Origin of the sequence: Larkinella bovis, assembly GCF_042655385.1 — a bacterium.
GTDB lineage: Bacteria > Bacteroidota > Bacteroidia > Cytophagales > Spirosomataceae > Larkinella > Larkinella bovis.
The window spans coordinates 974,927-989,737 of record NZ_JBHSMA010000001.1 but is presented as its reverse complement, the minus strand read 5'-3'; the positions used below and the strand labels follow the sequence as shown (position 1 = coordinate 989,737).

The window sequence follows — 14,811 nt, the reverse complement described above, 5'->3', positions numbered from 1 at the left end:
TCAATTGTATCCGTGTTGAATCATCCGTTGACAAAATACGCATTTTCCGAAAACCGTTGACCTCTTTTCGATGACCAATCTTGAAATTGTCTTGTTGCTGATGGCCGTGCTGGCCGCTCTGGCTTCGATAACCCAAAAACTGAAAATTCCGTATCCAATTTTGCTGGTGTGTGCGGGGCTGGTGCTGGGCTTCATTCCGAGCCTTCCGGACATTCGCCTGGAATCTGATGTGGTCTTCCTGATCTTTCTCCCGCCCTTACTTTACGAAGCGGCCGGTAACATTTCGTGGCACGAATTCAAGGCCTACCGGCGGCCCATCGGTTTGCTGGCGGTGTGGCTGGTTTTTTTTACGACGGTGGCCGTTGCGGTGGTGGCTCATTACGCCATTCCCGGTTTTACGTGGCCCCTGGCGTTCGTGCTCGGGGCCATCATTTCGCCCCCGGATGCCGTGGCGGCCACCAGCGCCACGCGGGGGCTGGGATTGCCTAACCGGCTGATTACCATTCTGGAAGGCGAGAGTCTCGTTAACGATGCTTCGGCCCTGATTGCCTACCGCTATGCCGTTGCGGCCGTGACCAGTGGTGGTTTTGTCCTCTGGCAGGCCGGTTTGCAGTTTCTGGTCGTGGCCGGAGGGGGCATTGCGCTGGGCATCGCGCTCGGCTACATTTTCAGCCGCATTCACCACCGGCTCGAAAACCCCACCGTGGCTACCACGATAACCTTGTTGTTACCGTTTGTGACCTTCCTGCTGGCCGAACACCTCGCCCTGTCGGGCGTCCTGTCGGTCGTCTCCATGGGGTTATACCTGGCCTGGCATTCCTACGAAATCTACTCGTCGCAAACCCGGATCCAGATCAACGGATTCTGGAATATTCTGATTTTTCTGCTGAATGGGTTTGTCTTTATCCTGATCGGTTCGCAGTTGCCCATTATTCTGAAAACCCTCGGTCGTGAGTCGGTTCCGGTTTTGGTCGGCTACGGTTTTCTGATCAGTTTTGTGGCGATTGCGGCCCGGATCGTCTGGATTTTTCCGCTGGCGTATTTATACACGCTTTGGGGCCGGAAACGCAGCCGAGCCCCCCGGTTTAAACCCAATGAATTGTTTATCACATCGTGGGCGGGTATGCGGGGCGTGGTTTCGCTGGCCACGGCCCTGGCGCTGCCGTTGACGCTGCGCAGCGGAGAAGCGTTCCCACTCCGCAATGAAATTCTGTTTCTGTCGTTCATGGTGATCTTCGTCACGCTGGTGTTGCAGGGCTTGACGCTGCCCTTTTTTGTTCGCTGGCTGAACGTACAGGAACCAATGGAAAAAGCCGTGGCCGAAGAACAGAAAATCCGGCTTGCCATTACGGTCAGTTCAATTACGTACATCGAAGGGGAATTATCGCTGAACCTGCGCGACGAAGTGCTGAGCGAATTAAAAAGCCGGTTTGAACAGCAGACGAACTACCTCAACGGCATGATCCGGATGGACGAAAAAACCAAAAAAGGCGACCCGCTCACGGCGCCGATTTACTTCAAGGAATACGTGGAAAGTGAACTGGCGGTGATCAACCACCAGCGCGAGCTGATCATTCAATGGCATAAGCACGGCACCTACAGCGAAGAAGCCATTCGCCGGATTGAGCAGGAACTGGACATTCGCAGCCTGAGTCTGCAAACTCAATTGCGCCGTCTGAAGCCGGTTGAATACAACGAGCAGCAGGAGCGTGGCTGAAATGCTGGACTGAACCGCAGCAATCAGACGTTGGTCTGTAGCTTCCTGAACGTGCGGGTGCTGGAGTAAACGGCGATCCCCCGAAAAGCACGATCCCCGGCATTCGTCAGAAAACCGGGGATCGTGCATCTAAAAACCGGGAGCTTACGACAGGTATTTCCGGAGCATCCAGGCCATTTTCTCGTGGGCTTCCATGAGCGCGGTCAGGAAGTCGGCCGTTCCCGCGTCGCCCAGTTCTTCACACTTTTCGACGTCCTCGCGCAACTCCCGAATCGACTGCTCATGGTCGTCCAGTAACCGCTTGAACATGTCATCGGTCTTCACTTCGGCGCTTTTGTCTTCCTTCAGGCTGGTCAGTTTAATAAAATCTTCCATGGTCGAAACCGGCCGGCCACCCAGCGTCCGGATTCGCTCGGCTACTTCGTCAATGGCCGCTTCGAGTTGCTTGTACTGTTTTTCAAAGAATTCGTGGTATTCCAGAAAATTCGGCCCGGCTACGTTCCAGTGGTATTTACGGGTTTTGATGTATAACACGTGCTGATCGGCCAGCAGGGCGTTTAGGAGTTCATTCACTTGTTTGAGGGTGTCCTGATCCAGACCAATGTTAACTTTCATGTTGTGTGCTGTCTTAGTGTTTAGACTTTTTTTAGACTTTTTTCAATGCCATATCTCCCATAAAACCAACCAGCCGCAGGTTTGTTTACCTCAAAAAGCCAAACAACGGCCTGTCATTGTAGTTTAGGTCTTATCTAATTCCAAATAAGCGAGGAGGGTTTTCATCAACAAGAATATGGCACAATCCAAACTAAAACGATTCTTTGCCGATGGCTGGACGATGCTAGTGGGGGCTTATAACGGGTTTTCCAACGATCGCGGGCTCAAACTCAGTGCTGCACTGGCTTATTATACGGTTTTTTCACTGGCTCCGTTGCTGGTTTTGCTCATTTCCATTTCCAGCATCTTCTTCGGCGAGGAGGCCATTCGCGGACAGGTGTTTTCGCAGATTAACGGACTGGTGGGCAATCAGGCCGCCAAGCAGGTGCAGGATATGATCAAAAGCGTCGAACTTTCGGGGAAAACGAACATTGCACTCATTTCCGGAATTGTAACCCTGATCATCGGGGCTACCAGTATATTCATTGAAATTCAGGATTCAATCAACCTGATCTGGCGCGTGAAAGCCAAGCCGAAACGCGGCTGGGTTAAGCTGTTGAAAGACCGCCTGTTATCGTCTTCGCTGATTGTCAGTCTGGGTTTTCTCCTGGTGGTGTCGCTGGTCGTCAATGGCTTGGTACTGGCGTTGAGTGATACGCTGAAGCGGTATTTTCCCGATATCGCTGTCATTTTTGCCGAAATTTTCAATTTCATCGTCAGCTTCGGCGTCATCACGGTGTTATTCGGCGTCATTTTCAAGGTGTTGCCCGACGCCAAAATTGCCTGGAAGGATATTCGCTGGGGAGCCATTTTTACGGCCCTGCTGTTTATGCTCGGTCGTTATCTGATCGGACTGTACATCGAAACCACCAGCACGGGATCCACCTACGGAGCCGCCGGGTCGCTGATTGTCATTCTGGTCTGGATTTATTATACGGCCGCCATTCTCTACTTCGGCGCGGAATTTACGCAGGTATACGCCGAACATTACGGGATCAAGATTGAGCCGGCCGATTATGCGGTTTATGTGGAGCAGCAGGAAAAGGAGAAAAATGTGAAGAATTTACCTCCCCAGAAAAATCTCGAAACCGCAAAATAGGGGAGCTATTCCGGCCAGAATTCGGGGGGGGCGGCCTTATTTCAACCCGTGGTACCCATATTCTTTCCGAAGAATCTCCTTGACGACTTCCTGTTCTTCGTCGTTAAGGCCATCGATGGTCAGGCTCTGATGGTCCGGGCTTACCGATACCGTCAGCCGTTCCTTATGCGAAATCGGAAGGCGTTTGTCGATCACTTCGGCAGCGTCTTTCAGTAAAGAATCCGGTTGAAAGGCCATGGCAGGGAGGGGTAGAAGGTATTCGGTTTACGGTAGTCGGTTTTCGGGGCAGCCGCCGACATGCTACGTCCGGCAAGGTACTGAAAACCGACTACCGTAAACCGGTTTTATGATTTTTTTTGCTCTTTTGCCCAGGTATCTTTCAGCGTGACCGTACGATTGAACACCAGCTGGCTGTCCGTCGAATCCGGGTCGATGCAGAAATACCCTTTGCGAATGAACTGAAAACGCTCTCCGGCCCGGGCGGATTTTAAACCGGGTTCGACGTACGCGCGGACGATTTCCAGCGAGTTCGGATTGATAAACTCCTTGAAGTCACGGTCTTCGGCAGCCGGGTCTTCGCTGGTCAGCAAACGGTCGTATAACCGAACTTCGGCTTCGAGGGCATGGGCCACCGACACCCAGTGGATGGTTCCTTTTACATTGATTCCTGACGTATCCGAACCGCTCCGGCTTTCGGGAATGTACGTACACCGGAGTTCGACCACCTCACCCGCATCGTTTTTAACCACTTCTTCGCAGCGGATAATGTACGCACCTTTCAGCCGAACCAGGCCGCCGGGTGATAAGCGGAAGTATTTTTTCGGCGGATTTTCCAGGAAATCATCCCGCTCGATATACAGTTCCCGCGAAAACGGTACCTCACGGTGGCCGCTGCCCGGATCTTCCGGGTTATTTTCGATCGAAACCGTATCGACCTGGTCTTCCGGGTAATTCGTCAGCACCACTTTGATCGGTTTTTCATCGACTACGGCCATCACCCGGGTGGTGGTTTTATTCAGTTCCTCGCGGATGCAGAATTCCAGCAGACCCACATCGATCAGGTTGTCGCGCTTGGCAATTCCGATCCGGTCGGCAAACTCGCGGATGCTCGCCGGAGTGTAACCGCGCCGACGAATGCCGGCGATGGTCGGCATCCGGGGGTCATCCCAACCGCGCACGTGGCCTTCATTGACCAGTTGCAGTAGTTTCCGTTTGCTCATGACGGTATACGTCAGGTTCAGCCGGGCGAATTCAATTTGACGCGACGGGAAAATGTCCAGTTGTTCGATATACCAGTCGTATACGGGCCGGTGTACCTCAAACTCCAGCGTACAGAGCGAGTGCGTAATCTGCTCGATGGAATCCGATTGGCCATGCGCAAAGTCGTACATCGGATAGATGCACCATTTATCACCCGTGCGGTGGTGGTGCGCGTGTTTGATCCGGTACATGATCGGGTCGCGGAAGTGCATGTTCGGCGACGCCATATCAATTTTGGCCCGCAGCACCTTCGCGCCATCCGGAAATTCGCCCGCTTTCATGCGCCGGAAGAGGTCGAGGTTTTCTTCCACCGACCGCGCGCGGTACGGACTTTCTTTGCCGGGTTCGGTAGGCGTCCCTTTCTGAGCGGCAATCTCTTCCGCCGTCGAATCATCGACATAGGCCAGGCCTTTCCGGATCAGCTTTTCGGCAAATTCGTACAGTTGATCGAAGTAGTCCGACGCATAAAATTCATTCTCCCACTCAAAACCCAGCCAGCGGACGTCGGCCTTGATCGAATCCACGTACTCAGTATCTTCCGTCACCGGGTTGGTATCGTCGAAGCGCAGGTTGGTTTTTCCGCCGTATTTGTCGGCCAGGCCGAAATTCAGGCAGATCGACTTGGCATGACCGATGTGCAGGTATCCGTTGGGTTCGGGCGGAAAGCGCGTGTGGACGCGTCCGCCGTTTTTACCGTTGGCCAGATCTTCCTCAACAATTTGCTCAATAAAATTCAGCGAACGTTCCGCCGGGGCATCGTTCCGGCGTTCCGAACTGTCAGGAATATGCATATCAGTGTCTTTAGGTACTCCGGTCATACCGCAGTAACGAATGGTGAAACTACTAACTTACGGCCTTTGACCGGCCTTGGCAAAAGGGGAGCCTAGTTACGACGACTCATTTCGTCCCGGATTTTGGCGGCTTTTTCGTATTCCTCCTTTTTCAGGGCTTCATCCAGCGATTGCTGGAGTTCGTCGTACGTCATGTCTTTCAACTGCTCACTCAACGAACGCGTCGAACGGGAGGTGGTCTGGGGCACGAGTTCTTCCTGCTCCTCGGGTTCGTCGGTGATGCTGGTGGTAATACCGGCTTCGGAAAGAATGGTTTCGTACGTGTAAATCTGCACGTTAAACCGGATACCGATGGCAATGGCATCGGACGGGCGGGCATCGATCACGGTTTCGCGGGTGCCGTCGGTACACACGATCCGGGCAAAGAAAATACCTTCACGCAGGTCCGAAATCACAATTTCACGAACGGTAAAGCCGAATTTATCGGCAAAGGATTTGAAGAGGTCGTGGGTCATCGGGCGGTTGGGCACAATCTTCTCGATCTCGATGGCGATGGCCTGTGCTTCGAACATACCAATGATGATTGGCAACCGGCGGTTACCATATTCTTCCCCCAGTACCAAGGCAAAGGAACCTGACTGCGATTGGCTGGGCGATAATCCTAAGATTTCAAGTCTAATCTTCTCCACGGCGCAAAGTTAATAGAGTTTGGGAGTTTACCGGATTGGGGATTGGTGAGTTTTTTCGCCAGAAACTAAAAAACTCACCAATTTCCGATTCGCAAACGTTTTATTGGCCCAAATTACAACTCCTGCACCGCCTTCGTAAGCCGGGGGAGCACGTCGAACACGTCGCCGACGATGCCGTAATCCGCCGATTTGAAAAACGGTGCTTCGGGGTCTTTGTTGATAACTACAATGACCTTCGATGAGTTCACGCCCGCCAGATGTTGAATAGCGCCCGAGATGCCGCACGCAATGTATAGATTCGGGCTGATCTTGATGCCGGTTTGTCCGACGTGCTCGTGGTGGGGACGCCAGTCGAGGTCCGACACCGGTTTGGAACAGGCCGTGGCCGCGTGGAGCGCTTTGGCCAGGTCTTCCACGATCCCCCAGTTTTCGGGACCTTTCAGGCCGCGACCCGCCGATACCACCCGATCGGCTTCGGGCAACAGGATATCGCCGGAGGCTTTTTCGGTGTTTGTGACTTTCACCGCAAAATCGCTCGCGTTCAACGCCGGGTTGAAGGTTTCCACCGTCGCCGATGCGTCGGTTTCTTCGGGGGTAATCGTGTTTTTCTTGATGGTCAGGATTTTTTGGTCGGCGGTCAATTCCGTGACGGCAAACGCCTTGCCGGTAAAAATGCTCCGCTTGACCCGAAAACCGCTGCTCAGATCCGGTAGTTCGATGACATTGGCCGCCAGACCAGCTTTCAGTTTTCCGGCCAGCCGGGCCGCCAGCGAATCGGCCAGCGACGATTTGGCCAGGACAATGACATCGGCCTTTTCCTGGCTGGCGGCTTCGGCCACCACACTGGCGTAGGCCAGGGCGTTGCCCTCGTTCAGTTGGGCATCGCTGGCGTGCAGCACCCTGGTGGCCCCGAACCGGCCCGCTTTGGCGAGTTCGTCGGCGTTGGCTTCGCCCAGCACCAGAGCGGTGGCCGTGGTACCGGTTTGTTCGGCTACTTTTGAGCCGTAATATATGGCTTCGAGCGACGATTTCTTGATCGCGCCTTCTTCGAGTTCAGCAAAAATTAAAACGGACATTTTATGTTGGGTTTAATGGCACATAAAAGGGTTGTTACTCAGAGATAGAGGGTATCAGAGCGCTCTGATCAACCCTGATATTCTCTGATCATCTCTGTGGGATAATTTTATATCACTTTGGCTTCAGTCCGCAATAACGTAATGAGCGTTTCAGCCTGATCGGCGGGGATCATTTTGCAGGCACCGCGGGCGGGCGGCAGTTCGTAGCTTGCAACCTGCGTGAGTGTGTTGTTGCCCGTCGGTTCCACGACCTTGAGCGGCTTGGTCCGGGCGGTCATGATGCCGCGCATATTCGGGATTTTCCACTCGGCAATCGGTTCCTGACAGCCCAGGACGAGTGGCAGACTGGCTTCCAGATCCTCGTGGCCGCCCTCGATTTCCCGGGTAATTTTGGCGGTAGTGCCTTCGATGGCGAGTTTCATGACCGGCGAAATGGACGGCAGACCGAGCATTTCCCCGACGATGCCGTGGACTTGGCCGCCGTTGTAATCGATGGATTCGCGGCCCATCAGAATCAGGTCATAGGTATTTTCTTTGGCGATGGCGGCAATCTGTTCCGCTACGAAATAAGCGTCGGTGGGTTCGGCATTGACCCGGATGGCATCGTCGGCCCCGATGGCCAGGCATTTGCGGATGACCGGCTCGGCGTCGGCTTCGCCCACATTAAGTACCGTTACCGTACCGCCCAGTTGTTCCTTCAGCTCGACCGCCCGAGACAGCGCGTAGTCGTCGTAGGGGCCGGTGATGAACTGAACCCCCGCTTTATTGAGTTTGGTATTGTTGTCCGTGAGCGTAATTTTGGTGATCGTGTCCGGTACACTCGTGACACACACTAAAATCTTCATGTTGTCTGTGGTTTAGATGTGATACTGGCAAAAATACACATTTGTTTTCAATAACGTATGCGTGCATACTACTATTTGGTAATGTCCCATTTCCGGTTGGTATACGGTTTTTGGTATGCGGTTTTCAGTTTTCGGAAAGGAAACCGGATTTGGACCGGGAAAGATACCGATTATGATGAATCAACTGCCAAAAACCGTACTTTCATGAATCAAAACCGTATCCAGTTGCTGAAGCAATATATAGAGGAACAACCGGACGATCCGTTTAATGTTTACGCCCTGGCGATGGAATACCGGGAGGAACAGCCCGCGTTGGCATTGCAATACCTGGAAACGCTGCTCGATCAGCATCCCGGCTACCTGGCGAGTTATTACCACGCAGCTGCGCTCTACGCCGAGCAGGGAAACCGGGAAGCAGCCGAGCGGATCTACGAGCGGGGCATTGCCCTGGCCAACGCCCAGAAGAACGAAAAGACGCTGCAGGAATTGAAGCGGGCGTACCGCACGTTTCAGGATGACGACGACTGGTGAAATCGCTCCCCGAACAGTAGGCCGCGCCCCTTCCATCCTTATGGAGTAAAACTTTCCCTTTCTATTATGAAACGATTTTTTCTGCTGACTACGGTGGCATTCCTTCTCGCCGAAATGAGCTTTGGTCAACGGTTTAGTAAGAGCCTGAAAGATACGCCGGGCATGGTGTCGTATACCATGCGCAATGAATTTGCGAAAGACATGCCCGGTACCCTCGACAAAATCAAATCAATGGACATTACGAATATCGAATTTTCGAGTCTGTTCGGGAAAACTGCCGCCGAAATCCGGGCTGAACTCGACAAACGCGGTATGCGCTGCACCAGTCACGGGGTGGGATATGATGACCTGATGAAGAAAATGGATAAAGTGGTGGAAAATGCCAAAACGCTGGGGGCCAAATACGTCCGGCTGGCCTGGATTCCGCACGAAGGAACGTTTACGCTCGATGCTGCGAAAAAAACCGTCAGTGAATTCAATCAGATTGGGAAGCAGTTGAAAGACAAAGGGCTGGAGTTTGTGTATCACAACCACGGTTTTGAGTTCGAACCCTACGAAAACGGTACGCTGTTCGACTACATCGTTCAAAACACGGACCCCGAAGCGGTTAGCTTTGAAATGGATGTTTTGTGGGTTTATTTTCCTGGCCAGGACCCGGCGAAGCTGCTCGCCAAATACCCGAAACGGTTCAAACTGATGCACATGAAAGATTTGAAAAAAGGCGTGCAGGGAAACATGTCCGGGGGCACTCCACCGGAGAACGACGTGGCTTTGGGAACGGGACAGATCAACTTGCCGGCGGTTTTGAAAGCCGCCCGGAAATCGTCGATCGAATATTTTTACATCGAGGACGAAAGTCCGGCGGCTCAGCAACAGGTGCCGCAGAGTCTGGCGTATCTGAAAACCATTTAAGAGCTTTACCTATTTCGATTAGCCCCCGTCAGTGCTTACATCGCCTGGCTGGGGCTTTCTTTTTTTCAAGGTAGTTCCGGGTATTGGCCAGGGAAACGGAGGGTTGAATCATCCCTTTTTCGAACGGAACCAGCGCGTCCCCCCGCCTGACTTTAGCCGGAAAATCCGGATTGGCAATGGCGTACCGGCCAATGGCGAACAGGTCGCCCTGGCCTTCCCGTAGCAGGGATTGTGTCAGGGTCAGATTGTGCAGGCCACCGTTGGCAATGATCGGACAATCCAGTAGCTGGCGGGCCATGCCGGTCGAGGATTGACCATCAGGGTATTGGCATTCACGTTGCCAGCCACCCCATTCGGCCGCGATGTGCAGGTAGTCCGGCGCGGCTTTTTTAACTTCCCGAAAAACCGCCCGGGCCATGTCCGGCCCTTCTTCCCAGCGGTAGGCCAGGTTATTGACTTTTCCTTCCGATAACCGCAACCCCACGATAAAACCGGCGGGCACCGCTTCCCGAACCGCCTTGATCAGTTCGGCGATGAACCGGAAGCGGTTTTCGACGGAACCGCCGTAGGCATCGGTTCGCTGGTTGGTATACGCCGTCAAAAACTGATCGGGCAAATACCCGTTGGCACCGTGGATTTCAACGCCGTCGAACCCGGCAGCCACGGCGTTGCGGGCAGCCTGAATGTAACCGGCAATGGTGAGTTGAATATCCGCCAGGGTCATGGCGGCAGGAATTGAAAATTCGGGTTGGCCGCCCGAGGATGTCTACGGTTTGCCAAGCGGCTGAAGGGCGGAAGGAGCCAGGGTGTTGGCAAGGACTTGCGACAACGCCCCGGCGTGCATGAGCTGACAGAGAAAAACCGACGGGTATTTTTTCACCCGTCGCGTGATCGTTTGCCACCCGGCGACCTGTTGCGCGGTCACAATGCCGGGCTGGTTGGGGTTGCAGATCGAAGCGATGGCATCGGTATAAACCCCTTCGGAAATGATGGCGGCAAAACCGCCTTTGGCGAAGGCTTCGTAATAATCGCCCATGGCCGCCGTGGGAATCCCGTCGGCGGTGGCGCTGACGCGGGTCATGGGAGCCACAATAAACCGGTTGGAAAGCCGGTGACCGGCAAGGGGAAGGGAGTCGAAAAACGAAAGCATAGCGTTGGGAGTTTGTGAGCACAAAGCTCCGGTGCCCGGCGCGTTTTTCGCTTAAACCAGGATAAGAAATTGGCTAAAACCAGCTTTAGGGCCGGGCCATTTCCCGGCGTAATTTGCTCAGAAAAACCGGGGTGATGCCCAGGTACGAAGCGATGTCTTTCAGCGGAATGCGGTGAACCAGGTGGGGGTAAGACGCCAGAAACCGCTCGTACCGCTCCCGGGCCGGAATGCTGAGGGTGTTGATGACCCGCTGCGAGGTGGCAATCAGCGCGTTTTCGTTCAGGATGCGGAAGAACGTCTCCATTTTGGGTACGTGCTCGTAGAGTTGCTGGAGCGTCGGTTTGTCGATGACCAGAACCGTAACCGGTTCGATGGCTTCGATGCTGAAGGTGGAAGGGGTAAGGTGCAGAAAACTGGCCAGATCGCCCGCCCACCAGCCTTCAACCGAAAACCGCAGCACATGATCGAAGCCTTTCTCGTCCGTATGGTAGGACTTCAGGCAACCCTTCAGGACGAAACTTTCGTACCGGCAGACATCGCCCTGCTGGTGCAGAAACTGCCGTTTTTTAAGCTGCCGAACCGCGAAAAAGCCGACGGTCTGCGCAAACTCCTCGTCGGTCAGCGGGACTATCCGGGCAATGTGATCGCGCAGGGGTTCAAACATGATGGGAAGAAAGGGAGTTACCCTGAGGGCTGAACGACCAATGGGCGCGGAATGGTTCCGGCGGTTTTTCAACTTTATTTTTCGCCATGAAGGCAAGGCGGCTATGGTTATCTTGCGGCCGTTTCACCCATTCGTTACCTGTACTGACAGTATGACAAAATCGACCTTACCCCAGGCGTATCGCCATCCGTACGAGTTGAATCCCCGCTTTAAAAAATCCGTCGCCTATTTTTCGATGGAATTCGCCATCGACCAGGCCCTGAAAATTTATTCCGGCGGACTGGGTTTTCTGGCCGGCTCCCACATGCGGAGTGCCTACGAACTCAAGCAGAATGTAATCGGCATCGGCATTCTCTGGAAATACGGGTATTATGACCAGACGCGCAAAACCGATAATGCGATGGACGTGCAGTTTCGGGAGAAAATCTACAGTTTTCTGGAAGATACCGGTATTCAATTTAGCATTGACGTGCACCACAAGCCGGTTGGGGTCAAGGCCTATTATCTCAATCCCCGCCACTTTAATACGGTCCCGATGTTTTTTCTGACCACCGACATCGACGGCAACGACTGGCTGGCCCGGTCCATTTCGTTTCGGCTGTACGACAGCATTACATCGGCCAAAATCGCCCAATGCATGCTGCTCGGGCTGGGCGGAGCGCGGCTGCTCGACGAACTGGGTTACGAGCCCGAGGTGTATCACCTCAACGAAGCGCATGCGGTGTCGGCGGCTTTTCATCTCTTTCAGAAGTCTGGAACCGCGGAGGATGTTCGGAAACGACTGGTTTTTACCACCCACACGCCCGAAGAAGCCGGGAACGAGAAACACGATATCAACCAGTTGCAGGTCATGAGTTTCTTTGGGAAAGTGCCGCTGGAAACCGTGCGGGCAATAACTGGAATCGAAGACAATGTGTTCAACCATTCGCTGGCGGCCCTGCGGTTGAGCCACCAGGCCAATGCGGTTTCGAAATTGCACGGCGAAGTGTCGCGGCACATGTGGGGTTCATACCGGGGCATTCCAGAAATTACCCATGTTACCAATGCCCAGAACCACCGTTACTGGGCCGATGCCGAACTGGACGATGCTCGTCAAAAAAGCGATGGAAAAGCGGTTGCCGCCCGCAAAAAAGAACTGAAGCAGGCCTTATTTAAGGTAGTCGCCGATCAGTGCGGCAAACTGTTCGATCCGAATGTACTGACGATTGTCTGGGCGCGCCGGTTTGCCGCCTACAAACGACCGGATTTGCTGGTGCAGGATGCCGAGCGGTTTGACCGGCTCATGAACCAGACCGACTACCCGATTCAGTTTATCTGGGCCGGAAAACCGTATCCGTCCGACGAAGGGGCCACGCACATTTTCAATTCGTTGGTGTACCGGAGTCATCTTTACAAAAACATGGCGGTTTTGACGGGGTACGAACTGGCCTTGTCGAAACGGCTGAAAGACGGCACGGATCTGTGGCTGAACACGCCGATTGTCACCCGCGAGGCTTCCGGGACCAGCGGCATGACGGCGGCTATGAACGCCGGAATTAATTTCTCGACCTTCGACGGCTGGGTTTGTGAGTTCGCCGAACACGGAAAAAATGCGTTCATCGTGCCGATGGCGCCCCCCGGTCTGGCGTCCGCCGAGCGCGACGACCAGGATCGGCATCACTTCTTTACCCAACTGGAAAATGACATTTTGCCCCTGTATTACGACCGGCCGGACGACTGGAATCGATTGACCCTGCAAAGCATGAACGACGTCAACGGTTTTTTCAACTCGAACCGGATGGCGACCGAATACTACGAAAAAGTCTATTGAGCGCTACGCCAGCAGGCTGGGCGGGGTGTAGGCGTGGTATACGTTGGTCAGCCCGCCCAGCCGGGCGCGGCCGTGTCGGTCGTACGCCAGTTGGTCGAGTCCCAGCATGGCAACGTCATCCAGCGTAACCGCCCGTTTATCCGGTTTGAGGGTGCCGCCGAATTCGCCGGGCCGGGCCGATGGATTCCACTGGTACGGGGGATCGACCAGCGTACCCCGCGGATACATAATACCCGGTTGTCCTTTGCCGATCAGGTTGAGGTCCAGCGGGTGGCCGTCGGGCGTGCCGGGAACCAGCCCCCAGCCGTGACCAACTTCGTGGGCTTCGGTGGTCGAACCGTCAAAACCGACGTTGTCGAGCCGGAAAAAACCGGTATTGCTGTTCAGGCCATCCATGTAGGAAATACCGCCGAGAGCATTATCGGTCTGGGTTTCGATGCGGAAAAACATCTTTTTATAATCCCGGTTTTGGCTCAACAGCGGGCGCGGGTCTTCCGCGAGGAAGCCGGTAATGCGAAACCGAATCAGAAACTCGATCTCGTCCAGCGTCAGAATAATTTCGGGGCCGTTCCAGACCCGTTCGATGTTGGCGGCAATCCGGGTTGCCAAATCATCGGTGGCCACCGAACCGTATAGGTAAATCTCCTGAAAAACCGTAATGATTTGCCCGGCTTCGCTTTTGAAAACATTGTGGTTTTCCAGAAAATCCGGAAGGGGTGGCGTTGGCATGATGTTCGAATTTTACAGTCGCGCCACCAGTTCCTTCATCAGTGCGGTCAGCTTCGGTTCGGCCTGAGCGGCCGCGGCCAGAATCTTCGGCAGGCTGGCTTTTTCGAGCGTTTCCGGAATACATAAATCGGTAACTACCGAGCAGGCGAATACCCGAAGCCCCATCTGGTGAGCAACGATCACCTCCGGAACCGTAGACATACCGACCACATCGGCTCCCCATTGCCGCAGCATCCGGTACTCGGCTTTGGTTTCCAGTTGCGGACCGGTCACGCCTACATAAACCCCTTTTTGAAGCGGAAACCCCAGTTCCCGCGCAATCGACTCTGCCTGCCGGATGAGTTCGGGGTGGTAGGGTTCGCTCATGTCGGGAAAACGATCCCCGAAAGCGGTTACGTGCGGGCCGGTCAGCGGATTCTGGGGCAGAAGCAGACTAATGTGGTCCTCGATAATCATCAGGTCGCTAACCCGAAAAGTGGGATTCAGGCCACCGGCGGCATTCGAAATCAGCAGTGTTTCGACGCCCAGCGACTGCATGACCCGCACCGGAAACGTGACCTGCTGCATCGAGTAGCCTTCGTAAAAATGAAACCGCCCCTGCATGACCACCACCGGTTTGCCCGCCAGGGTTCCCAATAACAGCTTGCCCGAATGCGATTCGACCGTGGAAAGCGGGAAATCCGGGATGGTTTGGTACGGAATTTCGACCTCGATGGCCACTTCACTGGCCAGGGCACCCAGTCCGGTGCCGAGAATAATGCCGACGGTGGGCCGGGCGGTATGGAAAGCGCGGATAAAATCGGCGGCTTTTTGGATGGTTTCGAGCATAAAGTAGCCACGGACGCCAGTCTGTGATCCGTAGAATGGTTTCAAAAATAAAAAAT

General features: G+C 54.2%; 14 protein-coding genes and 1 pseudogene. 5 read left to right on the top strand and 10 right to left on the bottom strand.

All coding sequences use genetic code 11. The annotated features are described in order from the left end of the window. Nucleotides 1–70 precede the first annotated feature (70 nt). Nucleotides 71–1,717, top strand: a complete 1,647-nt coding sequence (locus ACFPMF_RS04180; protein ID WP_379841414.1) for a Na+/H+ antiporter — start codon at nt 71–73, stop codon at nt 1,715–1,717. Nucleotides 1,718–1,861: 144 nt separating this feature from the next. On the opposite strand, the gene ACFPMF_RS04175 is transcribed toward ACFPMF_RS04180, so the two are convergent. After that, nucleotides 1,862–2,332 carry a Dps family protein gene (locus ACFPMF_RS04175; RefSeq protein ID WP_379841412.1) on the bottom strand — a complete coding sequence of 157 codons (471 nt, stop codon included), beginning with the start codon at nt 2,330–2,332 and terminating at the stop codon, nt 1,862–1,864. Between the two features lie 175 nt (nt 2,333–2,507). Here ACFPMF_RS04175 and ACFPMF_RS04170 point away from each other — a divergent pair, with 175 nt between their 5' ends. Next, nucleotides 2,508–3,470: a YihY/virulence factor BrkB family protein gene (locus ACFPMF_RS04170; protein WP_379841410.1), complete on the top strand. Its 963-nt coding sequence runs from the start codon at nt 2,508–2,510 to the stop codon at nt 3,468–3,470. Between the two features lie 36 nt (nt 3,471–3,506). On the opposite strand, the gene ACFPMF_RS04165 is transcribed toward ACFPMF_RS04170, so the two are convergent. The 5 genes from ACFPMF_RS04165 to ACFPMF_RS04145 form a co-directional block, all read right to left on the bottom strand. After that, a complete protein-coding gene (locus ACFPMF_RS04165) occupies nt 3,507–3,707 on the bottom strand; it encodes a hypothetical protein (protein ID WP_379841408.1) in 201 nt (66 codons plus the stop codon). A gap of 107 nt (nt 3,708–3,814) precedes the next feature. Continuing rightward, on the bottom strand, nt 3,815–5,521 hold the full coding sequence (locus ACFPMF_RS04160) for a glutamine--tRNA ligase/YqeY domain fusion protein (RefSeq protein ID WP_379841406.1): 1,707 nt from the start codon (nt 5,519–5,521) through the stop codon (nt 3,815–3,817). A 92-nt stretch (nt 5,522–5,613) separates the two neighbouring features. Further along, the gene (locus ACFPMF_RS04155; RefSeq protein ID WP_379841403.1) at nt 5,614–6,210 is read right to left on the bottom strand and encodes a bifunctional nuclease family protein; all 597 of its coding nucleotides are present in this window, start codon (nt 6,208–6,210) and stop codon (nt 5,614–5,616) included. Nucleotides 6,211–6,323: 113 nt separating this feature from the next. Then, the gene (locus tag ACFPMF_RS04150) at nt 6,324–7,286 is read right to left on the bottom strand and encodes an electron transfer flavoprotein subunit alpha/FixB family protein (protein WP_379841401.1); all 963 of its coding nucleotides are present in this window, start codon (nt 7,284–7,286) and stop codon (nt 6,324–6,326) included. Nucleotides 7,287–7,393: 107 nt separating this feature from the next. Beyond that, nucleotides 7,394–8,131 carry an electron transfer flavoprotein subunit beta/FixA family protein gene (locus ACFPMF_RS04145; protein WP_379841399.1) on the bottom strand — a complete coding sequence of 246 codons (738 nt, stop codon included), beginning with the start codon at nt 8,129–8,131 and terminating at the stop codon, nt 7,394–7,396. Between the two features lie 204 nt (nt 8,132–8,335). Between ACFPMF_RS04145 and ACFPMF_RS04140 the strand changes: the two genes are divergently transcribed. Both ACFPMF_RS04140 and ACFPMF_RS04135 read left to right on the top strand, forming a co-directional pair. Then, nucleotides 8,336–8,662, top strand: a complete 327-nt coding sequence (locus tag ACFPMF_RS04140; RefSeq protein WP_379841397.1) for a tetratricopeptide repeat protein — start codon at nt 8,336–8,338, stop codon at nt 8,660–8,662. A gap of 66 nt (nt 8,663–8,728) precedes the next feature. Next, nucleotides 8,729–9,574 (top strand): sugar phosphate isomerase/epimerase family protein, encoded by an 846-nt coding sequence (locus ACFPMF_RS04135; RefSeq protein ID WP_379841395.1) that lies wholly within the window; start codon nt 8,729–8,731, stop codon nt 9,572–9,574. A 28-nt stretch (nt 9,575–9,602) separates the two neighbouring features. Here ACFPMF_RS04135 and ACFPMF_RS04130 read toward each other — a convergent pair. Together ACFPMF_RS04130 and ACFPMF_RS04125 are read right to left on the bottom strand one after the other, a co-directional pair. Beyond that, nucleotides 9,603–10,724: pseudogene (locus ACFPMF_RS04130) on the bottom strand (oxidoreductase). Nucleotides 10,725–10,809: 85 nt separating this feature from the next. After that, entirely contained in the window at nt 10,810–11,388 is a 579-nt protein-coding gene (locus ACFPMF_RS04125; RefSeq protein ID WP_379841393.1) for a Crp/Fnr family transcriptional regulator, read from the bottom strand. A gap of 151 nt (nt 11,389–11,539) precedes the next feature. On the opposite strand from ACFPMF_RS04125, the gene glgP reads away from it, so the two are divergent. After that, nucleotides 11,540–13,198 carry an alpha-glucan family phosphorylase gene (gene glgP, locus ACFPMF_RS04120; protein ID WP_379841391.1) on the top strand — a complete coding sequence of 553 codons (1,659 nt, stop codon included), beginning with the start codon at nt 11,540–11,542 and terminating at the stop codon, nt 13,196–13,198. A gap of 3 nt (nt 13,199–13,201) precedes the next feature. Here the strand turns inward: glgP and ACFPMF_RS04115 are convergent, their stop codons facing one another. Both ACFPMF_RS04115 and ACFPMF_RS04110 read right to left on the bottom strand, forming a co-directional pair. After that, nucleotides 13,202–13,927, bottom strand: a complete 726-nt coding sequence (locus ACFPMF_RS04115; RefSeq protein WP_379841389.1) for a hypothetical protein — start codon at nt 13,925–13,927, stop codon at nt 13,202–13,204. A 12-nt stretch (nt 13,928–13,939) separates the two neighbouring features. Continuing rightward, entirely contained in the window at nt 13,940–14,755 is an 816-nt protein-coding gene (locus tag ACFPMF_RS04110) for a purine-nucleoside phosphorylase (RefSeq protein WP_379842742.1), read from the bottom strand. Between the last annotated feature and the right edge of the window lie 56 nt (nt 14,756–14,811).